Source organism: Stutzerimonas chloritidismutans (assembly GCF_020783375.1).
In the GTDB taxonomy this organism is placed as follows: domain Bacteria; phylum Pseudomonadota; class Gammaproteobacteria; order Pseudomonadales; family Pseudomonadaceae; genus Stutzerimonas; species Stutzerimonas kunmingensis.
Window position 1 is genome coordinate 901,819 of record NZ_CP086067.1, and the last position, 24,960, is coordinate 926,778.

Sequence of the window (24,960 nt, forward strand, 5' to 3'; positions counted from 1 at the left end):
CGGGCCCTGCTGATGCAGTTTTTTGTTGTTCTCGGCCTGGTCGTGGGGCGAACCCCGTGGCAAGTCCTCTCCAAAAGAATCAGTTAGCTGCGCCTCCGCCTTCTTGTCTTTATTTTGCTGGAGCCGTTACGTCTTGTTCTTATTGTGGGATCTGCTTGTTATTGTTGTTGTGCCTGTAAGTAAGCAGTTGTCGTGCCACTTTTTGAAAGTCCTTATTTATCAATGGCTTGGTAATTATCTAGACTGAGGCGGGCAATAAAAAACCGGGGCAGCGTTACCGTTGCTCCCGGTTTTTGTTACGAGTCATGGCGGGCGGTAACAGATTACCCGGCCGCGCTACTCGACTTGCGCCGCGGAATTCCCAGGCGCTGGCGGCGTTCCCACAGACATTTGCGGCTGATGCCCAGCTTGCGAGCCAGCTCGGTCTCGGTCATGTGATCCTGATGCTCGAGCACGAAGTGCTGGAAGTAGTCCTCCAGCGACAGATCCTCGGTCGGCTCGTTGCCCGTGGCAATGCCGCGAATGGTGCCAAGGGGCTCGTCGAAATCGTCGTCCAGTTCGTCCAGCTCGATATCGATGCCCAGCAGCTCGGCGTCGATCTCCGGGCTTTCGCTGAGAATGGCTGCGCGCTCGATCGCGTTTTCCAGCTCGCGAACGTTGCCCGGCCACGAGTAGTGACGGATCGCCTGCTCGGCATCGCGGGAAAAATGCAGGTCGTCGCTGCTCATGCGCTCACCCTGGCGTGCCAGGAACGCTTTGGCGATCTCCAGCACGTCACCACCCCGCTCGCGCAGCGGCGGCAGCTTGAGCGCGATGACGTGCAGGCGGTAATAGAGGTCTTCACGGAACTGGCCGGTCTTGGCCAGGGTTTTCAGATCCCGGTGCGTGGCAGCGATCAGGCGTACGTCGACCTTCTGTGACTGCACCGAACCAACCCGGCGGATCTCGCCTTCCTGCAGGACCCGGAGCAGACGTGCCTGTGCCTCGAGCGGCAGTTCGCCGATCTCGTCGAGAAACAGAGTGCCACCGTCAGCGGCTTCGACCAGCCCGGCGCGGCCAGCGCTGGCACCGGTGAAGGCGCCTTTCTCGTGTCCGAACAGTTCGGATTCGATCAGCGTTTCCGGGATGGCCGCGCAGTTGACGGAAATCATCGGGGCCTTGGCGCGGCGCGAGAGGTTATGCAGCGCGCGGGCGACCAGTTCCTTGCCGGTGCCCGATTCGCCCTGGATCAGCACGTTGGAGTCGGTCGGGGCGACCTTGCGGATCTTGCCGAACAGGTCCTGCATGGGCGCGCAGTGGCCGATGATGCCGATGTCTTCTCGGTCGGTTGTCGCTGAGGCGGCGCTTGCGCCACGGGAGGGCTGCGCTTGTGTCGCTGCGTTGTGCTGATGGTCGGTGAGGATGCGTGCCACGGTCTGCAGCATCTCGTCATGGTCGAACGGTTTGGCGATGTAGTCGACTGCGCCCATCTTCATCGAGTCCACGGCCGAGCGCAGGCTGGCGTAGCTGGTCATGATCAGCACCGGGGTACCTTCGGCGAGCTTGATCAGCTCGGTGCCGGGGGCGCCGGGAAGTCTCAGGTCGCTGACGATGAGGTCGAAACCCGGGATGCTGTAGCGCTCCTGTGCTTCCTGCACCGAGCCGGCTTCGCTGACCTCGTACTGGTTACGCTCGAGGAGGCGTCGCAGGGCGGAGCGGATGATGGTTTCGTCTTCGACGATCAGAATGTGTGACATCAGTACTCTCTCGACGGTCTGGAGGCATAACCGGCAAAGGGCCGGCACGGCAGTCGCCTCTTCAACTTACGGCATGGGACGCTTCGACATGCCGCGGCAGGGTGATGCGAAAACGGGTGCCGCGCTGTGTTTCCGGGTCGGCCGGGCTGTCGATATCGATCTGGCCATAATGCTCTTCAATGATCGAATAGACCAGCGCGAGGCCCAGGCCGGTGCCTTCGCCAGGGTCCTTGGTGGTGAAGAATGGCTCGAACAGCCGGTCCTGGATGTCCTTCGGAATGCCGCTGCCTTCGTCTTCCACCGTCAGGTACACCGACTGTTCGGCAACTTCGCTGCTGATGCGGATCAAGCCGCCTTGCGGCGACGCGTCGCGGGCGTTGGATAGCAGGTTGATCAGAACCTGGGCGAGCCGCTGTGGATCGCCCTCGGCGAAGTGCGTCGGATCGCAGATGTTGATGAACTGCACTTCGGTGCGGTTGCGGTTGAGCGAGAGCAGGCCGATGGCGTCCTGTGTCACCTGCGCCAGGCTCACCGGATACAGCTGGTGCTGTCGCTCGCCGGCATGGGCGAAGCTCATCAGCGATTGCACGATGCGCGATACGCGTTTGGTCTGCTCGATGATCTGGCCGCTGATCTCGACGATCTCCCCGTCGCCTTCGCGTTCGTCCCGCAGGTTCTGCGCCAGGCAGGCGATGCCGGTGATCGGGTTGCCGATCTCGTGCGCCACGCCAGCGGCCAGGCGGCCAATGCTCGCCAGGCGTTCGGAGTGAACCAGGCGGTCTTCGAGCTGCTGTGTTTCGGTCAGGTCCTCGACCAGCAGCACGAGGCCGCTGTTGCCCGGTGCCAGTGGCTCGGCAATGGCTGCCTTGTGCAGGTTGAGGCAGCGGCGATGGCCGTTGTGCGCCAGCCGCTGCTTGTGCAGGTGTTCATCGGCCTGCTCGATGAAGTCGCTCAGCAGGCTGCGCCAGGGTTCGGCGATGGTCGTCAGGCGCGAGCCGACGACTTGCAGCGCGGGGATCTCGGTGAGTTCCTCGAGCGCACGGTTCCACATGAGGATTTCCTGATCCTTGGCCAGCGAGCAGACGCCCATGGGCAGCTCCTGTAGTGTTTGCCGGTGATAGCGGCGCAGGGCGTCCAATTCTGCGGCCAGGCCGGTCAGGCGCGAGTGATACTCCTCCAGCCGGCTTTCGATGAAGTGGATGTCCTCGGTGATGTAGCCGTCGGCACCGTTCTTGTAGGCCAGGAAATTCTCGACGATGTCCTGGGCTACGCTGGGGCCCATCAGGCCGGAGAGATTGGCTTCGATACGATCGCGCAGGCGGCGCAGCGCGTAGGGGCGATGCTCGTCGAACGGTAGCTGCAGATCGCGCAGGGCCTGTTCCACCTCCCGTTGCGCGGTCTTGGCGCCCAGTGGCTTGGCCAGCTGGGTGGCGAACTCCTGTGGTGAGGCGGCGATCAGTTCGCGCCGTTGCGGGCGGCGGACGTTCTCTACGGCGCAGGCCTCGGCAGCGCTCTGCTCCTCGGGGCTGGTTTCACTGAAGATCGAGAACAGCGAGAACGCCAGGACGTTGACCGCCAGTGACGCGATTGCCGCCAGATGCCAGCTGGTGTCGTCCAGTACATAGACGACGTTGAACAGCGGAATGTAGAAGCCGTCCAGGTTGCCCACCAGCGGCAACAGCATGGTCACTACCCAGACGCCGATGCCGGCCAGCAGGCCCGCGATGTAGCCGCGGCGATTGGCGGTCGGCCAGTAGAGTACGGACAGCACGCCCGGCAGGAACTGCAGAGTGGCGACGAAGGCGACGATGCCGAGGTTGGACAGGTCCTGCTCGGCACCGAGCAGCAGGTAAAAGCCGTAGCCGGCCATGATGATGGCGAAGATCAGGCTGCGGCGCGTCCACTTCAGCCAGCGGTAGATGTTGCCTTCGCTGGATGGCTGATACAGCGGCAGCACCAAGTGGTTGAGCGCCATGCCCGACAGTGCCAGGGTGCTGACGATGATCAGCCCGCTGGATGCCGAGAGACCGCCGACGAAGGCCAGCAGCGCCAGGGTTTCGCTCTGTGCGGCGATGCCCAGGCCCAAGGTGAAGTACTCGGGGTTGGTGCTGACCCCCAGCTTGAGTCCGGCCCAGAGGATCAGCGGCACGGCCAGGCTCATCAGCAGCAGATAGAGCGGCAGGCCCCAGCTGGCGCTCACCAGGCCGCGAGGATCAAGGTTCTCGGTGAAGGTCATGTGATACATGTGCGGCATCACGATGGCCGAGGCAAAGAACACCAGCAGCAGTGTGCGCCAGGGCCCTTCCTGCAAGGGCGTGTGCAATGCCTGTAGCGCCGACTGGTTCTGTAGCAGCCAGATCTCCAGCTGATGCGGGCCGCCGAATACCACATACAGGGCGTAGAGGCCGATGGCACCGAAGGTCACCAGCTTGACGATGGATTCGAAGGCGATGGCGAACACCAGGCCTTCGTGCTTCTCCCGCGTGGCGATGTGGCGGGCGCCGAAGAGGATGGTGAACAGCATGATCATCAGGCAATAGCCCAGCGCCACGCGCTCCTGCAGCGGCTCCAGAGTGAGAATGCCGATGGCGTCGGCCACCGCCTGGATCTGCAGGGCGAGCAACGGCAGCATGCCGATCAGCATGACCAGCGTGGTCAGCGCCCCGCTCCAGGTGCTGCGAAAGCGGAAGGCGACCAGATCGGCCAGTGACGAGAGCTGGTAGGTGCGGGTGATCCGCAGGATCGGATAGAGCAGCACCGGCGCCAGCAGGAAAGCACCGCAGACCCCCAGATAGGTGGCGAGAAAGCCGTAACCGTACTGGTAGGCCAGACCTACCGTGCCGTAGAAGGCCCAGGCGCTGGCGTAGACGCCCAGCGACAATGTGTAGGTCAGCGGGTGGCGGATCACCCAGCGTGGAATCAATCCGCGCTCGCTGACCCAGGCGACGCCGAACAGCATGATCAGGTAGGCAACGCTGATCAGGATCAGGTGGCTCAGGCTAAAGCTCGTCTGCATCACGCTGGCTCTGGAGTATGAAGGTCACCACGATGAGGATCAGCCACAGCACGTAGGGCCGATACCAGGCCCCGTTGGGGTCGATCCACCAGTCCATGATGGCGGGGGAGAACAGATAGATGCCCACCACCAGGAGCAGCACCAGTCGGTAGATATACATGCCGGGTCTCGTGTCGGAAGTGGGGCGATGGTAGAGCAGCGGCGGGCGGCAAGCCACCTGCGGCAGGCAAAAGCTGGCGCAGCGTGGCAATCCGCCTAGCGCAGCTGCGATTCGGCCAGTGTCCGTGTGCGAGGGATGCGCTGAGCGTCCCAGTGCAGCACCGCCCAGGCGAGGATGTCCGCTGGCAGTGCATCGTTCAGCTCTGTGGGCGGTTGCTGGCCCAGCGCGCGCAAAGCACGCAGCAGCAGCGGACTGGCCTCGTGAGGCTGCAAGGGTGGCGAGCGGTAACTCTTGCCCAGCTTGTGTCCATCCGGCTGGATGATCAGCGGCAGGTGTAGATAGCGCGGCTGGGGTAGACCGAGCACTTCCTGCAGGTACAGCTGGCGCGGCGTGGAGTCGAGCAGATCGGCACCGCGTACGACGTCGGTTACTCCCTGCCACGCGTCATCCAGCACCACCGCCAGCTGATAGGCGATCAAGCCGTCGCGACGGCGGATCACGAAGTCGCCGACCTCGCGACCCAGATGCTGGCGGAATTCGCCCTGCACGCGGTCGGTGAAGCCGTACGCGCGATCAGGCACCTGCAGGCGTATGGCGGCGTCATCGAGACCGTGGCCGGCGTTGCGGCAGAAACCCGGGTAGGGGCCCGGATAGTCTTCGAGCTGCTTGCGCGAGCAGGTGCAGGCATACGCCAAGCCTTCATCCAGCAGGCGCTCGATGGCGGCGCCGTAGGCGACCTGACGCTCGCTCTGGCGCAACATATCGCCGTCCCATTCGAATCCGTAGCTCGACAGCGTCTCGACGATGGCTCGCTGGGCGCCGGGCATCTCCCGTGGCGGGTCGATGTCTTCCATGCGCAGCAGCCAGCGGCCGCCGACCGCGCGGGCGTCAAGATAGGAAGCGAGGGCGGCCACCAGTGAGCCGAAATGCAGATAGCCGCTGGGTGTCGGGGCAAAACGGCCGACGTAGCGATGGGCTTGGGACGGGGCAGGAAAGGGCATGTTGGGGCCGGCGCTATCTGGGATGGCGGGGCGGATGAAACGCTGCAGAGCCTGGAAATGAAGCGGGGCGCCGAAGCGCCCCGTTCGGGATCAGGAACCGATCTGCTTTTCCTTGATCTCCGCCAGCGTCTTGCAGTCGATGCAGAGCGTAGCGGTAGGGCGGGCTTCCAGTCGGCGGATGCCGATCTCGACGCCGCAGGAATCGCACCAGCCGTACTCGTTGTCTTCGATCAGCTGCAGCGTCTCGTCGATCTTCTTGATCAGCTTGCGCTCGCGGTCGCGGGCGCGCAGTTCCAGGCTGAACTCTTCTTCCTGGCTGGCACGGTCGGCCGGATCAGGGAAGTTGGCAGCCTCGTCCTGCATGTGGTGCACGGTGCGATCGACCTCTTCCATCAGCTCCTGTTTCCACTTGTTCAGGATGCCGGTGAAATGGGCGCGCATCTTGTCGCTCATGTATTCCTCGCCCTTGCTTTCCTTATAGGGCTCGAAGGCGCGAATCAGTTGCTTGCTCGACGGTGTTTCTTTGGTAATGGGCATGGATGAACGCCTCTCGCTATGTCCATTGCGCAGGATGATTTGTCCCTTGCCGGCCCGTGCCGGCCCTGCGGCTGCAAGCGGGCGAACTTACCAGATCGGATCGGGGCGCGCTACTCCCGAATCCAACAGTAACTGCAGCGGTATCGGGACCTTGGGTAGAATTCACGTTTCGTTCCCAACAGGAAGGTCAGATGACCTCGTCATACAGTGCGCGCAGCCGCGCAATCGAACCTTTCCACGTCATGGCGCTTTTGGAGCGGGCCAACCAGCTGCAAGTTCAAGGCCACGACGTCATTCATTTGGAAATCGGCGAGCCGGACTTCACCACCGCGGCGCCCATCGTGGCGGCAGGGCAGGCCGCGCTGGCCGCCGGGCACACGCGCTATACCCCGGCGCGCGGCCTGCCGCAGCTGCGTCAAGCCATTGTCGGTTTCTATGCGCAGCGCTACGGATTATCCATTGACCCCGAACGCATCCTGATTACACCCGGCGGCTCCGGCGCGTTGCTGCTGGCTGCCAGCCTGCTGGTGGACCCCGGCAAGCATTGGCTGCTCGCCGATCCGGGTTACCCCTGCAACCGGCATTTTCTGCGCTTGGTCGAAGGTGCCGCGCAACTGGTGCCGGTCGGCCCGGAGGTTCGTTATCAGCTGACTCCGGAGCTGGTCGAGCGCTACTGGGATCGCGCCAGCGTCGGTGCGCTGGTCGCGTCGCCGGCCAATCCCACCGGGACGCTGCTGGATCGCGAGGAGCTGGCTGGGCTTTCGGCAGCGCTGAAAGCGCGTGGCGGCCATTTGGTGGTCGATGAGATCTACCACGGGCTGACCTATGGCGTGGACGCGGCAAGCGTGCTGGAAGTCGACGACGACGCCTTCGTGCTCAACAGCTTCTCCAAATATTTCGGAATGACCGGCTGGCGCCTGGGCTGGCTGGTGGCGCCGCCGGCAGCCGTTCCGGAGCTGGAGAAGCTTGCGCAGAACCTCTACATCAGCGCGCCGAGCATGGCTCAGCACGCGGCCCTGGCGTGTTTCCAACCGGCGACGCTGGAGATTCTCGAGGCACGCCGCGGCGAGTTCGCCCGCCGCCGTGATTTCCTCTTGCCAGCCTTGCGGGAGCTCGGCTTCGGTATCGCGGTCGAGCCGCAGGGCGCGTTCTATCTGTACGCCGACATCAGCGCCTTTGGCGGCGATGCCTATGCGTTCTGCCAGCACATGCTGGAAACGGAGTTCGTCGCGATCACCCCAGGCCTGGATTTCGGTCGTTTCCAGGCCGGACATCATGTGCGTTTCGCCTACACCCAGGACCTGCCGCGCCTGGAACAGGCTGTCGAGCGCATTGCCCGCGGCTTGCGCAGCTGGCAATCCTGATGCGTTTTGCGCAACCGCTGGAGCAGGGGCGACTGGTCAGGCGCTACAAGCGTTTTCTTGCCGATATCATCACCGACGAGGGCGAAGCGCTGTGCATCCACTGCCCCAACACCGGCTCGATGCTCAATTGCATGGGCGAGGGAGCGCGAGTGTGGTTCCAGCGCAGCAGCGATCCGCGGCGCAAATTGCCGGGGACCTGGGAGCTGGTCGAAACCCCGCAGGGGCGGTTGGCGTGCGTGAACACGGCGCGGGCCAATCCGCTGGTCGAGGAGGCGCTGCTGAATGGGCAGATCGCCGAGCTGGCCGGTTTCTCGACGCTCAAGCGCGAGGTGGCTTATGGCGTGGAGAGCAGCCGGGTGGATTTTCGTCTCGACTACGCCGGAACTGCCGCCTTCGTCGAGGTGAAGAGTGTCACCCTCGGCTTTGCCGAAACGCCAGTGGCGGCCTTTCCCGACGCCGTAACGGCGCGCGGCGCCAGGCACCTGCGTGAACTGGCGACGCTGGCCCGTGCCGGTGTGCGTGCGGTGCAACTGTACTGCGTCAATTTGAGCGGCATCGAAGCAGTGCGGCCGGCCGAGGAGATCGATCCGGCCTATGCCGCTGCGCTGCGGGAAGCGCAGGCGGCAGGCGTGGAAGTACTGGCTTACAGGGTCGATCTTTCCGTCGAGGAGTTGCGTATTACTGGCCGATTGCCGGTATTGCTCTGATGGGTGGACGGTCGTGACGGTTGGAAAATTTTTCTGCCCGGCTCGGGAACAAAGCGCCTTTCGTCTGGCCTCAACGAGGCTGGAAACCACATCCATCACTTACGGGAAGGCTCTGCTCCGCTGTTCGACGCGGCGTTACGACGCGTTCCAGCCCGTTTTCGATGGCTCCTGCGGCGACAGCGCGACATCTCTGATGCGCGTGTAGCGCCGTGGATGAAACTAATTTCGGACGCTCGCGCCTGGCGCGGGCGTCGTCGATGAGGCTACAAAGAATGCGAATCCTCGTTTGCGGTGCCGGCGGCCAAGTGGGTCGAGAACTGGTGGAACGGGCAGCAAGTTTCGGGCTGGAGGTGCTGGCGCCTGCACGGGCCCAGCTGGATATCGCGCAACCCGAGCAGGTTGCGGCAGTGATGCGTCAACGTCCTGGGCTGATCATCAATGCGGCCGCCTATACCCATGTGGACAATGCCGAATCTCATCGTGAGCAGGCCTATGCGGTGAACCGCGACGGCGCGCGCCACCTCGCCGAGGCGGCCGAGCACGCTGGCGTTCCGTTGTTCCATATATCCACCGACTATGTGTTCTCCGGTGAGGCCGATCGCCCCTATACCGAGAGCGACGAAACCGGTCCGACCGGCGTCTACGGAGCGAGCAAACTGGCGGGCGAGGAAGCGATCCGTGGGCGTCTGCAATCGCATCTGATCCTTCGCACCAGCTGGGTGTATGGCGTGCACGGGCACAACTTCGTCAAGACCATGCTGCGGCTCGCCCGGCAGCGCGATGCGCTTGGTGTGGTGAGCGACCAGATAGGCTGCCCCACCCAGGCTGGCAGCATCGCTTCGGTGTTGCTCGAACTGGCACGCCGCTACGCAGCCGGCGCGGATCTCGCTTGGGGGGTGTACCACTACAGCGGCGTACCGGCTTGTTCGTGGTATGACTTCGCCGTGGAAATCTTCCGTCAGGGCGAAGGCGCCGGGCTGATCTCGCGGCAGCCGACGGTGTCGCCGATTGCCACGGCGCAGTACCCGACTCCCGCCCGGCGGCCGGCCTGGTCGGTGCTCGACTGCAGCCGCTTCGAGTCGACCTTTTGCCTCGCGCCCCGTCACTGGCAGGAAGACCTGGCCGATGTGCTGGCGATCCTGCGTCAGCAGGAGCACCCGGCGTTCAGCCGTGAGCGGTCCTCCCGCGCCTGACAGAAAGTGCACGGCAGTTACCCGGCGCCGTGCGATTTTCCTGATCTCCGGTGTATTCTTGCGCCCCCGCGCCAAGGCGTGGCCTGACGTTCGGCTCTAGAAGGGGCGCAGCATGGTAGTGGTGTTGGCAATCCTGCCGATCTTCGGTCTGATCACGCTCGGCTATCTGTTCGGCTGGCGGCAATGGCTCAACAACGAAGGAGCGGCCGGGCTGGCCAGTGTCACCTTCAAGCTGTTCATGCCGGCAGTGCTGTTTACCGGGATCGCCCGCGCCGAGCTGAGTGATGGCATGTCGCCAATGCTGCTGCTGGCCTATTTCGTACCGGTGCTGCTGGTGTTCCTGCTGGTCAATCTGGTCGCTCACCGCCGCGCCGGGCGCGCCACTCCGCTTGGCCTTACTGCCGCCTACTCGAACAACGTACTGGTCGGCATCCCGCTGGTGACCACGCTGCTTGGCGCTGAAAGCCTGGTCTATGTGTTCGCTATCCTGGTGTTTCACAGTCTCGTCCTGTTCTCGCTGCAGAGCTTCTACGCGGCACTGGGTGACGGCGACAAGGTCAGCGCTCCGGCGCTGCTGAGGAATCTGGCGAATCCGCTGATCATCGGTCTGGTGCTCGGTGCCCTGTTGAATCTATCCGGGCTCGAGCTGCCCGAGCCGCTCTGGCGCGTCGCTGTATGGCTCGCGCAGGCGGCATTGCCCTGTGCGCTGATGGTGCTGGGCATCAGCCTGTCGCGCTACCGCCTGCGGCCAAACGGGACGGCGCTGCTGCTGACGCTGGTCAAACTGGCGGCGTTTCCGGCACTGGTCTGGTGGCTGAGCGGGTTGCTGCCAGGGCTGAATCAGGATGCACGCAACGTGCTGGTGCTGCTTGCAGCCTGCCCGAGTGGCGTTAACGTGCTGGCGTTCGTCAAGCATTCCGAGGACACGCGAGCAGTCAGCTCGACCGTGTTTCTCTCGACCGTGACTGCAGTCATCAGCCTGCCGCTATGGATGCTGCTCGCTGCTGGCTAGTCAGCGACTAGGACTCCGCTGCAGTTTTGACGAACGGCTCCGGGACAGGACTGTCACAAAAATCACAGACCTGAAAAAAACCGGAGAGCACGGCATGTTGAAATTCATCGGCGGGACCGCAGGCATCATCTTCATCATCGGCCTGATCGTGGTGATCGGGATATTCAAGCTGCTGTTCTGACGAGCGGGGGCGACAGGCCGGCCGGCGCAAGCCCGCCGGCCTTTTTCATGCGCCGCTATTTGTTGCTGCGCGGTTCCTGCGCCGAGGTTGCCATGATGTCCTCCAGTCGCAGGCCGGTCAGCCCGTGGATGGTGCGCCAGAGGTAAAAGAAGATCGCCATCATCATCAACATGCTCGGAATGGCGATCATCGGGTAGCTGAGCAGGGTCATGCGGCCCAATTCGGCGTTGAAGGCTTCGCTGCCGGCGGGGCTGTTGACGATCCATTTGGCCAGCACGTAATTCATGAACGACGAGAAGAAGAAGGTGCCGCTGAGCAGGTAGGTCGCCCGCAGCAGCCGCGTTTCGAAGTGTTCGACCTGGCCGTTTTGCTCGAGCTGTTCGTGGATCTTGTCCACGTTGAGCACTTTGGGGTTGTACAGCAGGGTGCGAATCAGCGGGTAGCGGGTGCGCGTCGAGGCCAGCACGGCGATGCCGATGATGCCGGGAACCGCTGCTTCCTTGATGGCGAGCCACTGGGTATCGAGCTGAAGCAGCCCGATGCCGCCAGTCAGCAGCACGCTGATCAGGCCGAGCAGGGCTATCCAGTTGAACTTGCGGTATTTGGCCAGCTCCCACAGCCCCCAGCCCAGCGGAAAGGCCAGGGCAAGCAGCAGTGCACCGTCTGCGCCGAGGCGGTCTTCACCACTGAGCTTCATCAGGATCAGCGAGGGAATCAGGATGCTGACGGCCAGGTCGATTAGCGGGCGCGGTTTATGTTCGGCGTGGGTCTGGTCGGTATCGGTCATGACATCGGGTTGGTCTGGAGAGGGCTGCATGATCGCCTGTGTTGCGGTCATTCGCCATACCATCTTCGTCGGGATGGCGATTTGTATCGTTTCCCCATCATCAATGTTCGGGCCGTGCGCTGCGTTTCGCGCGCCATTGGCCGTACTCGAATATCAGTACGACGATCATGGCCAGAGCGAAGGGCAGTAGCAGATAGAAACCGCGGAACACGATGAGTGCTGCCAGCACGTCCACCGTGGGAATTTCCGGAAGGGCGGCTACGAAGGTCAGCTCCAGCACACCGAGCCCGCCGGGTGCGTGGGACAGCAATGCCAGGGTGAAGGAGGCGAGGAATACGCCAAGGACGGTGAGATAGCCCGGGCTGTGTTCCGGCGGCAGCGCGAAGTAGATGATCGCCGCGGCGCAGAGCAGCTCAAGCGGGCCCGCCAGCAGCTGACGGCCGACGATCGGCAGTCGCGGGTACTCGATGTGCCATTTGCCCAGCCGCCAGGGTGGCAACTGACGCCATGCGCCGAACGCATAGAGCGCGACCAGCATGAGCAGGGTCGAACCGACGGCGATGGATACCCAGCTGTCGCTATCGACAGCCCGATGAAGAAGCTGCGGTTTCAGAATCAGCACGGCACCCCCGGCAAGCAGGGTGCCCAGCGCGAAGGTCAGCGAGCAGAAGACGATCAGGATGCCGATTTCCTGGGGCGTCAGGCCCCGGCTGCGGTAGGCGCGATAGCGCACCAGGGCGCCGGAAAACACCGATGCGCCGATGTTGTGCGCCAGCGCGTAGGTGGTGAAGGAACAGAGTGCGATGAACCACCAGGACATCTTCTTGCCCAGATGAGCCATCGCGATGCGGTCGTACCAGGCCAGCGCGACATAGGCGCCCAGGGTCGATAGCGCGGCCAGCAGCCAACGCCGCGCGCCGATCGCCTGCAGGCTGTCGGTAAGCTCGCTGAGCGAGATGTTGCGCACTTCGTGGTACAGCAGGTAGCCGGACAGCAGCACGGCCAGGACTCCGATGAGGGTCCAGGCGACATCGCTCCGCTTCATCATTACGTGGCTCCTTGAGGGAAGAGGATTGGCCACGTCTTGCGCTGAAGCACACTCATCCCTGATCGACCGCCATGCCAAACCTCCACCTGTTCTCGAATCGTCAAACAATCGGCAGCTGGCGACCGGTTTTGTTCAGTTTTTCACCCAAGTGGTCTTCTCGCTCGGACCGGTAGGAGGAGGTTCCGCTTGGATTGGTATCTCGCAGGAGAGCGCCGATGCCAGGGCGGTCGTCTGGGCATCGGTAGCCTGAGGCGATGCTGTGCATGTGGTGTAGGGGGTGTAGAAGCGGTACCAGTGCGGTGCTTGCCTGGAAACTGGGATGTCGACTGTTGTCAGGGATTGGAAGCCTGCGGGGACGGTAGGGCGCGGTCAGTCGACGCTCTCTGCCTGCTTGACGCGAACCCAGTGGTCGACAAGTTCGCGCAGGTTCGAGAGTTCCACCGGCTTGGCCATATGACCGTCCATGCCTGCTTCTCGCGCGCGGTCGCGGTGCTCGCTGAGGATATGCGCAGTCAGGGCAACGACGGGGGTACGCCGGCGCGCATTCCTGGCTTCCCATTCACGCAGCTGGTGGGTGGCCTGAAAGCCGTCGAGCACGGGCATCTCGCAATCCATCAGGACCAGGTCATACGGCTGCGCCTTGATCGCCTCCAGCGCCTCTTCGCCGTTGCAGGCGGTGTCCGGTTGCAGGTTGAGTTTGTTCAACATGCCGCGGATGACCTTGGTGGAAATACTGTTGTCCTCGGCGACCAGGATGCGGAAGTCACTCGGGACTTCGAGCGCGGGCAGGTTCTGCGGCACCGTTGCCTGGCGCTGCTGAGTGCCCGGCTGGCGCTGCGCGAGTTCGTCGGCCAAGGTGGTCTTCAGCGTGTAACCGGCGACCGGTTTGGCGAGGATGCGCTTGATACCCGCATTGCGCGCAATGATCTTGCTCGGTGCGCTGCTCATGCCGGTGAGCATGATCAGCAGGACGTCATGGTTGAGGCTGTAATCTTCCTTGATCTTGCTCGCCAGCTGCATGCCGGTCATGCCGGGCATGTCCTGATCGAGCAGGACCACATCGAAGTATTCCTTGAGGTGCGCCTTGGTCCGCAGCAGGGCCAACGCCTCCTTGCCCGACGCAACGGCGCTGACCTCCAGGCCCCAGCCGCTGCATTGCTGGACCAGTACCTTGCGGCAGGTGTCGTTGTCATCGACGATCAGCAGGCGAGTGCCTTGCAGCGGCCCGTCCAGGTCGGCATTGCTCTGCGCCAGCCCTTCACTGGCCAGCGGCAGGCTGATCCACAAGGTGTTGCCCTGGCTGGTGCCAGTCTGGATACCGAAATCACCATCCATCAGTTGCACCAGCTGGCGCGCGATGATCAGCCCCAGGCGCCCGCCATGGCGTGTCGCTGCAAGAAAGTCATGACTGTCGACCGCGGCATTGAGCAGCGCATCGCGCTCGTACGCCTCGAGTGGCCGCCCACTATCCTGCACGGTGATGCGCAGGCGCGGGCTCTCGGGCGGTCCGTCGACCGCGGCGATCAGCAACACCTCGCCTTCGTCGGTCTGCTTGAAGGCATTCTCCAGCAGGTTGAGCAGGGTCTGGCGCAGGCGGGTCGGATCGCCGGTCACCACCTGCGGCAGCTGCGGCTGGATAAAGCTGATGAGCTCGACCTTCTGTTGTTCGGCCTTGGCGCGGAAGATGCTCAGACAGTCCTCGATCAGTGCGTTGAAATCGAACTGCACGTCATCCAGCTCGATCTGGCCGGACTCCAGCTTGGAAATGTCGAGAATCTCGTTGATCAGATTGAGCAGTTCGTTGCCGGAGCTATGAATCGTCTGGACGTAGTCGCGTTGCTTGGCCGACAGCGATGTGCCCAGCAGCAATTCGCTCATGCCCAGCACGCCGTTCATTGGCGTTCTCAGTTCATGGCTGATCTTGGACAGGAAATCGGCCTTGGTCTTGAGCTCCGCGCTGCTGACTGCCGCTGCTGTGTATTGGGTGCGGCTGTCGGTCTGGCGCTGACGTTGACGTTCGAGCAGGGCGAAGCTGAGCAGCAACCCTGCGAGGGTCGCCAGGCTGAACAAGCCGCCAGTCAACCAGCCCGGGTCGAGCTGGTCGAAGCCCAGCAACATGGGCATGAAGAAGATCATGCCTACGTTGAACAGGGTCGTTCCGGCCACCACCAGGCGCGCCGGCTGATAGCCTTGGCGCCAGTGATAGATCGCGACGAACAGAGTGCTGCACGATGCGGCCAGCACCAGCGAATAGATCAGCCAGCTGTACCACGGCCACTGACCCAGCAGGATGCTGGCCGCCAGCGCCAGTACCAGGTTGAGTTCGATGCCCAGCAGCCAGGTGATCCAGATTCGCCCGCGATGATGGAAGAAGCCCAGCGTGTAGCCGAGCAGCGCTGCACTGGCGGCCATCGCCGACAGATCGGCGATCAGCGGCTGACTGTAGGTCAGCCAGGGTAGCCACGCCGCCATCACTCCGAGATTGGCCATGGCGCAGGCCAGCAGGGCGCCGTGCAGCAGGCTCAGCCAGATATGCGTGTAGCTGAGCGTGTAGGCAAAGCGCAGCAGGTTGTAGATCATCAGCAACGCCAGTGCACCGAACAGCGCACCAAACAGGTAGGCAGGCTTGCTCAGGCTGACCAGGCCGGCTTCATCAATGGTCTTGAACCAGGTCATCATTGGATGGCTGGACTGCAGGCGGATATAAGCCTCGCGCGGCTGCCCGTCATTGGGAAGGCTGAACAAGTACGCCCGGTTGGGCAATGGCCGGGCGCTGAAGGGACGTAGTTCCCCGGTCGCCGTATGCTGCTCGAGCTGGCCGTCACGCAACAGGTAGAAGTCCAGATACTGCACCCGTGGTGCAAACAGCCACAGCCACTTCGGTCGTGTCAGTGACGGTAGGCTGACCTGCAGCCAGACCGCTCGGTCGCTGGCCGGAGCGCTGTAGGAGAGTTTTTCGAGACGCTGGAACAGTGCGCGCTGGGAAACCACCTCATCGAGCGTAAGCCCTCCCGACTGGTCGATCAGCATGCGCCAGTTCTGTGGCACGGAATTGGGTGGAGCGGATAGTGCGGGGGAGGGTGGCGACTGGGTAATGGACGCCAGGGCCGGAAGCGGGATCAGGTTGATCAGCAGCAGGCCGAAGAAAACAGCGATGGCAATCCGGAGCCGACCCACTTGAGAAGTCCGTTCATGTGTGTGACGGCCGATTATAGCCATGCCTTTGTCGGCCTGTAATGCGTGCGGCAGCGATAAAACTTGGCGCCGCACGCATTCCTGGCGCCTGGCTACGCTCAGCTGTCGCCCAGCTCCCGGGAGATGGCGCGATAGCCGATATCTTTGCGATAGAAACAGCCATTCCAGTGGATTTTTTCCGCCAGACGGTATGCCTGCTGCTGCGCCTCGGAGACGGTGCGGCCGATGGCCGTTGCGCAAAGCACGCGGCCACCGGCGGTGACGACCTGGCCTTGGTCGTTCAGAGCGGTACCGGCATGAAACACCTTGCCATCCAGCGCAGCGGCATCGTCCAGCCCTTCGATCACATCGCCCTTGGCGTAATCGCCCGGGTAGCCGCCAGCGGCCAGCACCACGCCGACGGTCGGGCGCGGATCCCAGGTCGCCTCGACCTTGTTCAGCGCCTTGGCCAGCGCGGCTTCGACCAGCAGCACCAGTGAGGATTCGAGGCGCACCATGATCGGCTGGGTTTCCGGGTCGCCGAAGCGGCAGTTGAACTCGATGACCTTCGGCTGGCCAGCCTTGTCGATCATCAGACCGGCGTAGAGGAAGCCGGTGTAGACATTGCCTTCGGCAGCCATGCCGCGCACGGTCGGGTAGATCACCTCGTCCATCACGCGCTTATGCACATCGGCGGTGACCACCGGAGCCGGCGAATAGGCGCCCATGCCGCCGGTGTTGGGGCCGCGGTCGCCGTCGCCGACGCGCTTGTGGTCCTGGCTGGTGGCCATCGGCAGCACGTTCTCGCCGTCGACCATGACGATGAAGCTGGCCTCTTCGCCATCCAGGAATTCTTCAATGACTACGCGCGCGCCGGCGTCGCCGAAGGCGTTGCCGGACAGCATGTCGCGCACCGCTTCCTCGGCTTCGGCCAGGGTCATGGCGACGATCACGCCCTTGCCGGCGGCCAGGCCGTCGGCCTTGATGACGATCGGCGCGCCTTTTTCACGCAGGTAGGCCAATGCCGGCTCGACTTCGGTGAAGTTCTGGTAGTCGGCGGTGGGGATGTTCTGGCGCGCCAGGAAGTCCTTGGTAAAAGCCTTGGAGCCTTCCAGCTGCGCGGCGGCGGCGGTCGGTCCGAAGATGTCCAGGCCGCGCGAACGGAACAGATCGACCACGCCTTTGACCAGCGGTGCCTCGGGGCCGACGATGGTCAGTTGTACGTTGGCGGCGGCGAAATCCGCCAGTTGCTCGATGGCCAGTACGTCGATGGCGACGTTCTCGCACTTGGCTTCGGTGGCGGTGCCGGCGTTGCCCGGGGCGACGAAGACCTTTTCGACGCGTTTGTCCTGCGCCACTTTCCAGGCCAGGGCGTGCTCGCGGCCGCCGCTGCCGATGATCAGTACGTTCATTTCTCTCTCCCAATGGAGGCGGGCCGGTAGCCCGCTTGGTGGATAAGCGAAGCGTTATCCACCCTACGAATACCGAGGTCGCGATCGGGCTGGTAGATGCAAGGCGCCCGATTCTTCACCCAGCGGAGTTGCCTTCTGGCAATGAGCATGGGGGAAGAGTCGGGCAACACCGCAGATGCCTGTCCGAGTGCGGCCGATTTTAGTGGCGGAAGTGGCGCATGCCGGTGAACACCATGGCAATGCCGGCTTCGTCAGCCGCTGCGATCACTTCGTTGTCACGCATCGAGCCGCCCGGCTGGATCACCGCGGTGATGCCGGCCTTGGCCGCGTTGTCGATGCCGTCGCGGAACGGGAAGAAGGCGTCCGAGGCCATCACCGCGCCGGGAACCGGCAGGCCGGCGTGCTCGGCCTTGATCGCGGCGATGCGCGCGGAGTTGACGCGGCTCATCTGGCCGGCACCAACGCCGACGGTCTGGCGGTTCTTGGCGTAGACGATGGCGTTGGACTTGACGAACTTGGCCACTTTCCAGGCGAAGATCAGGTCATGGATCTCCTGCTCGGTCGGCGCGCGCTGGGTGACGATCTTCAGGTCTGCTTCGGTGATCATGCCGATGTCGCGGCTCTGGATCAGCAGGCCGCCGTTGACGCGCTTGTAGTCCCAGCCCGGGCTGCGCTCGGCCGGCCATTCGCCGCACTCGAGCAGGCGCACGTTGGCTTTGCTGGCGACGATGTCGCGCGCAGCTTGAGAGACCCTGGGTGCGATGATCACCTCGACGAACTGGCGCTCGACGATGGCCTGGGCGGTTTCGCCGTCCAGCTCGCGGTTGAAGGCGATGATGCCGCCAAAGGCCGACTCGCTGTCGGTGGCGTAGGCCAGGTCATAGGCCTTGCGGATGCCGCCTTCATCTTCCGGTACCACAGCCACGCCGCACGGGTTGGCATGCTTGACGATTACGCAGGCCGGCTTGGTAAAACTCTTCACGCACTCCAGCGCAGCGTCGGTGTCGGCCACATTGTTAAACGACAGCTCCTTGCCCTGCAGTTGCGTGGCGGTGGCGACGCAAGCCTCGTCGGGCTTCTCGACATAGAAGGCGGCTTGCTGATGCGGATTCTCGCCGTAGCGCATGTCCTGCGCCTTGATGAACTGCATGTTGTAGGTGCGCGGAAACAGGCTGCGATTTTCGGTGCTGAGCTGCTCGGTGCTCTGGTCTATGCCGCCCAGGTAGTTGGCGATCATGCCGTCGTAGCCGGCGGTGTGCTCGAACGCCTTGAGCGCCAGGTCGAAGCGCTGGGCGTAGGTCAGCCCGCCGTTCTTCAAGTTGTCGACCACTGCCGCGTAGTCCTCGGCATTGACCACGATGGCGACGTCCTTGTGGTTCTTGGCCGCGCTGCGGACCATGGTCGGGCCGCCGATGTCGATGTTCTCGATGGCGTCCGGCAGGGTGCATCCGGGCTTGGCCACCGTGGCTGCGAACGGATAGAGGTTGACCGCCACCAGATCGATCGGGGCAATGCCGTGCTCGGCCATCACCGCGCCGTCCAGGTCGCGGCGGCCGAGGATGCCGCCGTGAATCTTCGGGTGCAGAGTTTTCACCCGGCCGTCCATCATCTCCGGGAAGCCGGTGTAGTCGGCCACTTCGACAGCAGCAATGCCGTTGTCACGCAGCAGCTTGAAGGTGCCGCCGGTGGAGAGGATCTCGACGCCGAGGGCTTCGAGGTCGCGGGCGAAGTCGACGACGCCGGTCTTGTCGGACACGCTGATCAGCGCGCGGCGCACGGGAAGGCGGGTGGTTTGGTCGGTCATTGACGTTTCCTAGAGGCTACAGGCTTGAGTCCGCGAAGCAGGCAGGTGCGGACAGCCGCGCCTGCCAGCTGCCGCGTCAGAGCAGGTCGTACTGTTTGAGTTTCTTGCGCAGGGTGCCGCGGTTCAGGCCCAGCAGCTCGGAAGCCTTGGTCTGGTTACCCTTGACGTAGTGCATCACGGTTTCCAGCAACGGCGCTTCCACTTCGGAGAGTACGAGGTTGTAAACGTCCGTGACGTCTGCACCTTCGAGGCGGGCGAAATAATTGTGCAGCGCTTTCTCGACGCTGCCTCGCAGCGTCTGCCCCGCTTCGCTCGGCGTGTTCAGGTGCTGCTTGAGGTTCACGTTGTCACTCACGGATGTTGTTCCACTTACCAATGTTTCATTCAACAGCGTCATGCGGCCACCTCTGTTCCATCCACCGAGCCAGGCCCTGAGCGTTGTTCGGCAAAGAACTGCTGAATGCTGAAGGCCTGTGCATCCCTGTCTTCCAGATGATTGAAACGGGCGCGGAAGTCCCGCGCGCCCGGCAGTGTTGCGAGATACCAACCCGCGTGCTTGCGGGCGATACGGACTCCCATCACCTCGCCATAGAATTCATGCAGCGCCTGCACATGCTCCAGCAGGGTGCTTTCAACTTCGTCCAGCGTCGGCGCCGCGAGCAGCTCGCCGGTGCGCAGATAATGCTCCACTTCGCGAAAGATCCACGGGCGACCCTGCGCCGCACGTCCGATCAACAGGCCGTCCGCTCCGGTTGCCTGTAGTACCTGGGCCGCCTTGTGCGGCGAATCGATATCGCCATTGGCAAACACCGGAATCGACACCGCCTGCTTGATGGCGGCGATGGTGTCGTACTCGGCTTCGCCGGTGTACAGGTCGGCGCGGGTGCGGCCGTGAACGGCAAGTGCTGCGATGCCCGATTGCTCGGCGATACGCGCGACGGTCAGGCCGTTCTTGTTCTGCCGATCCCAGCCGGTGCGAATCTTCAACGTCACCGGAACGGTCACGGCGCCGACCACGGCTTCGAGGATATCCGCGACCAGCTTCTCGTCACGCATCAACGCCGAGCCGGCGGCCTTGTTGCAGACCTTCTTCGCCGGGCAGCCCATGTTGATGTCGATGATCTGCGCCCCCAGCTCCACATTGCGCTGCGCCGCCTCGGCCAGCATCTGCGGGTCGCCACCGGCGATCTGCACTGAGCGGGGCTCGGGCTCGTCCGCATGGGGAATGCGCAGGCGAGATTTGCGACTGTTCCACAGACGCACATCGCTGGTGAGCATTTCCGAGACCACCAGAGCCGCGCCGAAGCGGCGGCACAACTGGCGGAACGGCTGATCGGTCACGCCGGCCATTGGCGCGAGGATCAATCGATTGGTCAAGGTGTAAGGGCCGATGCGTACCGCTGACATGAAGATTCCCTGCTTGGGGCCTGCTTGTTAGGTAGATCGGGACTGCAAAAAAGGGTGGGCATAATACCCGCTACGCATGACGGGTTAAAGGCTGTTTTGAACAAATTCTGAACAGTGGTCGCCTTATCGCCGGGAGTTTGGACGCGCCCACCGCCCGCGCGATGAGCGCCGGCGGCGGCAGTCTGAACTGCAAGCTCGTCGCTATTTGGGCGAATGGAAGCTCAGGCTGTAATTAACTGCCTTTGCGCCCGGGTCGAGGATATCCAGGGCGATATGGATGGGAACCTGCGGTGGCATCTGGGCCTGTCCTGCCAGTTCTCCAGAAAGATATTCGCTGGGCTTGAAACTGCGGCTGGCGATCAGTTTGCCGTTGAGGTCGGCAAAGCGGATTTCCAATAGCGGAAACGGCTGTGCAAAGGCCGCGCGGTTGTAGAGGATCGCGTCGACGACCAGCGCGCCGGTGAACTCGGGATGGCTGCGCACGACCAGGTTGCTGCTCTTGATCTGGCCAATGTCGACCAGGGCCGGCAGTTCGCAGCCAACGGTCGGGCAGATACGCTCGAACCAGCTGCGATACTGGTGCTGCCTCGACAGCTCGTCGTAGTTGTAGGCAACGTACTGGGCACCCAGCGCAAGCAGTGCCAACAGGTTCAGGACGCTCCAGCCGAGCCAGCGTCCCCAGGGTTTCTTCGCTTCCTGCCAGTCCAGTTGCAGTGGCTCATCGTCGAGCTCGAACAGCGGCTCGTCGCGCAGGTCGGGCTCGCGGCGTGGCGCTGCAGGATCGACGACAGGGGCGAGCTGTTCGGTAGCCGATGGCGTTGCCAGTTCAGGTTCGACCCTTTCGTCGTGCGCCTGCAGGGCCTCGGCGATCGCGAGCGGCGTGGGACTGGCTGCCAATGGGCTCAGCGGTTGCGGAGACTCCGAGGTGACCGGGGTGAAGCTGACCACCTCATCGCTCGGGCTCGCCGGCGACTGCGTGACGCCCTGTTCGGCGTTCAGCAGGATCTCGGCCCAGCTTTCGTCCTGCGTGGAGGATATCTCCGGTAGCGGATCGCGAGGCCTGGTTGCCGCGTCGCCGTTGGCTTCGAGGCTGAGCAGGTCGCGAGACAATTCGCGCTCCTGCCGCTCCAGTTTGGCCAGCTCTTCGTCCAGGTCGAGGCTGTCCAGGTCCAGGTCATCGTGAATCCACAGCGTTTCATCGGCCTTGGCGGTTGGCGCCGGCATGGTAGCCCTGGGATGCTCGGTAGCCTGCGTCTGGATCGACTTGTCGACGGGAGTTGTCAGTGGTTGCGTCGGGTCCAGCTCATCGCGCAGCAGATGATGGGCGGCGTTGAAGACTTCCATGCAGGCGCCGCAACGCACTGCGCCGCGGGCCGCGCGCAACTGGCTGCGGGCGACGCGAAAGCGGGTGCTGCAGTTGGGGCACTGGGTGATGAAGCTGGTCATGCGTCTTTCCGCGCGAAGGTGCCGGCTAGTCTAGCGTATGCCAGTCGCGCAGCGGCAGGGGCTGCGGCGCCTGTTGTGCAAGTGTGCGGGCGAGGTCGCAAGGCGCTGCTCAGGCACGTCGGACGCCGCTGATGCGTACCCAGCCATCTTTGTCGGCGGTTGGGTCGAGCTCGAATGCATCGCTGTAGGCGGCGCGCACCTCCTCGGCCTGTTCGGCTAGGATGCCGGACAGTGCCAGGCGGCCGCCGGGCTTGACCAGTGCGGTGATGCGCGGCGCCAGCGAAACCAGCGGGCCGGCAAGGATGTTGGCGACCACCACGTCGGCAGCCTTTTCCGGCAGCTGTTCAGGCAGGTAGAGCGCGAAACGCTCTGCGGCGATGCCGTTGCGCTCGGCGTTGTCGCGTGAAGCGTCCAGCGCCTGGGTATCGATGTCGGTGCCGACGGCATGTTCGGCGCCCAGCAACAGGCCGGCGATCGCCAGGATGCCCGAGCCGCAGCCGAAATCCAGCAGGGATTGGCCCTGCAGAGGTTGTGCGTCCAGCCACTCGAGACAGAGTGCGGTAGTGGGGTGGGTGCCGGTACCGAACGCCAGGCCAGGATCCAGCAGCAGGTTGACCGCGTCGGGCTCCGGCGCCGCGTGCCAGCTGGGGACGATCCACAGCCGCTGGCCGAAGCGCATCGGCTGGAAGTTGTCCATCCAGCTGCGCTCCCAGTCCTGGTCTTCGATCACTTCGACCTGGTGCTCGGGCAGCTCGCCGCCGCGCAGCAGCTGCAGGTGGGCGAGCAGGGAGTCCGGGTCGGTGTCGGCTTCGAACAATGCCAACAGGTGCGTGTGCGACCACAGCGGAGTGGTGTTGAGATCCGGCTCGAAGATCGGCTGATCCTCGGCGTCCATGAAGGTCACGGAGACCGCGCCCAGATCCAGCAGCTGGTCTTCCAGCGCTTCGGCCTGATCGGGGGTGATGGCGAGTCGGATCTGCAGCCAAGACATGGAGGCCTCTCGAATGGGGTCGCGGTAAAAGCCGGCAAGCTTACTGGAGGGGGCGTGTTGCGGCCAGCGTGGGCTCGATTCGCGCCTGGCAGAAACGACAGAGGCCGCCCGAAGGAAGCCTCTGTAGTACAGCGCCGAGCGGGGCTCAGTGCTTGTCCATACCCAGTTTCTTCTCCAGGTAATGGATGTTCACGCCGCCCTTGCAGAAGCCGGGGTCGCGCACCAGATCGCGGTGCAGCGGGGCGTTGGTCTTGATGCCATCGACGATCAGCTCGTCCAGTGCGTTGCGCATGCGGCCCATGGCCTCGTCGCGGTTTGCGCCGAAGGTGATCAGCTTGCCGATCAGCGAGTCGTAGTGCGGCGGAACCGAGTAGCCGTCGTAGAGGTGCGAATCGACGCGCACGCCGTTGCCGCCTGGCGCGTGGAAGTGCTTCACCTTGCCCGGGCTGGGCATGAAGGTGCGCGGATCCTCGGCGTTGATGCGGCATTCCACGGCATGGCCGCGGATGACGACATCTTCCTGCTTGATCGACAGCTTCTGGCCGCCACCGATCAGCAGCATCTCCTTGACGATGTCGATGCCGGTAACCATCTCGGTAACTGGATGCTCGACCTGTACGCGAGTGTTCATCTCGATGAAGTAGAAGTTGCCGTCTTCATAGAGGAACTCGAACGTACCGGCGCCGCGGTAGCCGATGTCGATGCACGCCTTGACGCAGCGGGCCTGCACCTTGCGGCGGGCTTCTTCGTCGATCAGCGGGGCAGGGGCCTCCTCGATCACCTTCTGGTGACGGCGCTGCAGCGAGCAGTCGCGATCGCCGAGGTGGATGGCGTTGCCCTGGCCGTCGGCCAGTACCTGGATTTCCACGTGGCGTGGGTTGGTCAGGAATTTCTCGAGGTAGACCATCGGGTTGCCGAAGGCTGCGCCGGCTTCGTTGCGGGTCAGCTTGGCCGAGGCGATCAGATCCTCTTCCTTGTGCACCACGCGCATGCCGCGACCACCACCGCCACCGGCGGCCTTGATGATCACCGGGTAGCCCACTTCACGGGCGATGCGCAGCGCTTCCTTCTCGTCTTCCGGCAGTGGGCCGTCAGAACCCGGAACGGTCGGCACGCCGGCCTGCTTCATCGCGTCCTTGGCCGATACCTTGTCGCCCATCAGGCGAATGACGTCGGCGGTTGGGCCGATGAAGGTAAACCCGGACTTCTCCACCTGTTCGGCGAAGTCGGCGTTCTCGGCGAGGAAGCCGTAGCCGGGATGGATGCCGTCGGCGCCGGTGACTTCGGCAGCGGCAATCAGTGCCGGGATGCTCAGGTAGGACTTGGCAGAGGCGGCCGGGCCGATGCAGACGGACTCGTCGGCCAGCGACACGTGCATCAGGTCACGGTCGGCAGTGGAGTGCACAGCCACGGTCTTGATGCCCAGTTCCTTGCATGCGCGCAGAACTCGAAGGGCTATCTCGCCGCGGTTGGCGATCAGTACTTTTTCCAACATCGCTGGCTCTCCGCGGTTCAAACGATGGTGAACAGCGGCTGGTCGTATTCGACCGGCTGACCATTCTCCACCAGGATGGATTCGATGGTGCCGCTGATCTCGGCCTCGATGTGGTTCATCATCTTCATGGCTTCGACGATGCAGAGGATGTCGCCCTTCTTGACGCTCTGACCGACTTCGACGAACGCCTTGGATTCCGGCGAGGACGCACGGTAGAAGGTGCCGACCATCGGCGAGCGGACCACATTGCCGTTCAGCTTGGGCGCGGCCGGGGCAGCGTCGGCAGCCGGGGCGGCAGCAGCTACCGGAGCAGGAGCCGGTGCAGCCGGAGCCTGAGCGTAGATCGGCTGCTGCATCGCTACCTGCTTGCTGTGGCGGCTGATGCGTACCGACTCTTCACCCTCGTGGATCTCCAGTTCGTCGATACCGGACTCTTCCAGCAGTTCGATCAGCTTTTTGACTTTGCGAATATCCATGAAGCATTGACTC

The 24,960-nt window shown here is 63.5% G+C and carries 21 protein-coding genes; 5 read left to right on the forward strand and 16 right to left on the reverse strand.

Going from position 1 to position 24,960, the window contains the following annotated elements; translation table 11 throughout:
• Nucleotides 1-323: 323 nt before the first annotated feature.
• From LLJ08_RS04115 to dksA, 5 genes are all read right to left on the reverse strand, one after another.
• Entirely contained in the window at nt 324-1,736 is a 1,413-nt protein-coding gene (locus LLJ08_RS04115; protein WP_045666278.1) for a sigma-54-dependent transcriptional regulator, read from the reverse strand.
• 61 nt (nt 1,737-1,797) lie between these two features.
• Nucleotides 1,798-4,752 (reverse strand): sensor histidine kinase, encoded by a 2,955-nt coding sequence (locus tag LLJ08_RS04120; protein ID WP_179485775.1) that lies wholly within the window; start codon nt 4,750-4,752, stop codon nt 1,798-1,800.
• Nucleotides 4,736-4,912, reverse strand: a complete 177-nt coding sequence (locus tag LLJ08_RS04125) for a hypothetical protein (RefSeq protein WP_003284901.1) — start codon at nt 4,910-4,912, stop codon at nt 4,736-4,738. Before LLJ08_RS04125 ends, LLJ08_RS04120 begins: the two co-directional genes overlap by 17 nt.
• A gap of 95 nt (nt 4,913-5,007) precedes the next feature.
• A complete protein-coding gene (gene gluQRS, locus LLJ08_RS04130; RefSeq protein ID WP_228208273.1) occupies nt 5,008-5,913 on the reverse strand; it encodes a tRNA glutamyl-Q(34) synthetase GluQRS in 906 nt (301 codons plus the stop codon).
• A 90-nt stretch (nt 5,914-6,003) separates the two neighbouring features.
• A complete protein-coding gene (gene dksA / locus LLJ08_RS04135; RefSeq protein WP_003284903.1) occupies nt 6,004-6,450 on the reverse strand; it encodes an RNA polymerase-binding protein DksA in 447 nt (148 codons plus the stop codon).
• 191 nt (nt 6,451-6,641) lie between these two features.
• Here dksA and LLJ08_RS04140 point away from each other — a divergent pair, with 191 nt between their 5' ends.
• From LLJ08_RS04140 to LLJ08_RS21090, 5 genes are all read left to right on the forward strand, one after another.
• On the forward strand, nt 6,642-7,814 hold the full coding sequence (locus LLJ08_RS04140) for a pyridoxal phosphate-dependent aminotransferase (protein WP_228208274.1): 1,173 nt from the start codon (nt 6,642-6,644) through the stop codon (nt 7,812-7,814).
• Entirely contained in the window at nt 7,814-8,521 is a 708-nt protein-coding gene (gene sfsA, locus LLJ08_RS04145; protein WP_228208275.1) for a DNA/RNA nuclease SfsA, read from the forward strand. Before LLJ08_RS04140 ends, sfsA begins: the two co-directional genes overlap by 1 nt.
• 272 nt (nt 8,522-8,793) lie before the next feature.
• Nucleotides 8,794-9,714, forward strand: coding sequence for a dTDP-4-dehydrorhamnose reductase (rfbD, locus tag LLJ08_RS04150; protein WP_125875413.1), 921 nt, complete (start codon nt 8,794-8,796; stop codon nt 9,712-9,714).
• Nucleotides 9,715-9,826: 112 nt separating this feature from the next.
• Nucleotides 9,827-10,726, forward strand: a complete 900-nt coding sequence (locus LLJ08_RS04155; RefSeq protein WP_014819259.1) for an AEC family transporter — start codon at nt 9,827-9,829, stop codon at nt 10,724-10,726.
• Between the two features lie 94 nt (nt 10,727-10,820).
• Entirely contained in the window at nt 10,821-10,907 is an 87-nt protein-coding gene (locus LLJ08_RS21090) for a small membrane protein YohP (protein WP_443977743.1), read from the forward strand.
• Between the two features lie 55 nt (nt 10,908-10,962).
• On the opposite strand, the gene LLJ08_RS04160 is transcribed toward LLJ08_RS21090, so the two are convergent.
• The 11 genes from LLJ08_RS04160 to accB form a co-directional block, all read right to left on the reverse strand.
• Nucleotides 10,963-11,694, reverse strand: a complete 732-nt coding sequence (locus tag LLJ08_RS04160; protein WP_281429800.1) for a VC0807 family protein — start codon at nt 11,692-11,694, stop codon at nt 10,963-10,965.
• 100 nt (nt 11,695-11,794) lie between these two features.
• Entirely contained in the window at nt 11,795-12,742 is a 948-nt protein-coding gene (locus tag LLJ08_RS04165; protein ID WP_228208276.1) for a lysylphosphatidylglycerol synthase transmembrane domain-containing protein, read from the reverse strand.
• A 369-nt stretch (nt 12,743-13,111) separates the two neighbouring features.
• Nucleotides 13,112-15,919, reverse strand: a complete 2,808-nt coding sequence (locus LLJ08_RS04170) for a hybrid sensor histidine kinase/response regulator (RefSeq protein WP_228208277.1) — start codon at nt 15,917-15,919, stop codon at nt 13,112-13,114.
• A 116-nt stretch (nt 15,920-16,035) separates the two neighbouring features.
• A complete protein-coding gene (purD, locus tag LLJ08_RS04175; RefSeq protein WP_228208278.1) occupies nt 16,036-17,328 on the reverse strand; it encodes a phosphoribosylamine--glycine ligase in 1,293 nt (430 codons plus the stop codon).
• A 199-nt stretch (nt 17,329-17,527) separates the two neighbouring features.
• Nucleotides 17,528-19,132, reverse strand: coding sequence for a bifunctional phosphoribosylaminoimidazolecarboxamide formyltransferase/IMP cyclohydrolase (purH, locus tag LLJ08_RS04180; RefSeq protein ID WP_228208279.1), 1,605 nt, complete (start codon nt 19,130-19,132; stop codon nt 17,528-17,530).
• A gap of 76 nt (nt 19,133-19,208) precedes the next feature.
• The gene (fis, locus tag LLJ08_RS04185) at nt 19,209-19,529 is read right to left on the reverse strand and encodes a DNA-binding transcriptional regulator Fis (RefSeq protein ID WP_003279911.1); all 321 of its coding nucleotides are present in this window, start codon (nt 19,527-19,529) and stop codon (nt 19,209-19,211) included.
• Nucleotides 19,526-20,539, reverse strand: coding sequence for a tRNA dihydrouridine synthase DusB (gene dusB / locus LLJ08_RS04190; RefSeq protein WP_042924294.1), 1,014 nt, complete (start codon nt 20,537-20,539; stop codon nt 19,526-19,528). The genes fis and dusB overlap by 4 nt, the downstream gene beginning before the upstream one ends.
• 201 nt (nt 20,540-20,740) lie before the next feature.
• Nucleotides 20,741-21,985, reverse strand: coding sequence for a DUF3426 domain-containing protein (locus LLJ08_RS04195; protein ID WP_228208280.1), 1,245 nt, complete (start codon nt 21,983-21,985; stop codon nt 20,741-20,743).
• Nucleotides 21,986-22,094: 109 nt separating this feature from the next.
• The gene (gene prmA / locus LLJ08_RS04200; protein ID WP_228208281.1) at nt 22,095-22,976 is read right to left on the reverse strand and encodes a 50S ribosomal protein L11 methyltransferase; all 882 of its coding nucleotides are present in this window, start codon (nt 22,974-22,976) and stop codon (nt 22,095-22,097) included.
• A 145-nt stretch (nt 22,977-23,121) separates the two neighbouring features.
• Nucleotides 23,122-24,471 carry an acetyl-CoA carboxylase biotin carboxylase subunit gene (gene accC / locus LLJ08_RS04205; RefSeq protein WP_015275919.1) on the reverse strand — a complete coding sequence of 450 codons (1,350 nt, stop codon included), beginning with the start codon at nt 24,469-24,471 and terminating at the stop codon, nt 23,122-23,124.
• Between the two features lie 17 nt (nt 24,472-24,488).
• A complete protein-coding gene (accB, locus tag LLJ08_RS04210) occupies nt 24,489-24,947 on the reverse strand; it encodes an acetyl-CoA carboxylase biotin carboxyl carrier protein (protein ID WP_023446134.1) in 459 nt (152 codons plus the stop codon).
• Nucleotides 24,948-24,960: the final 13 nt, after the last annotated feature.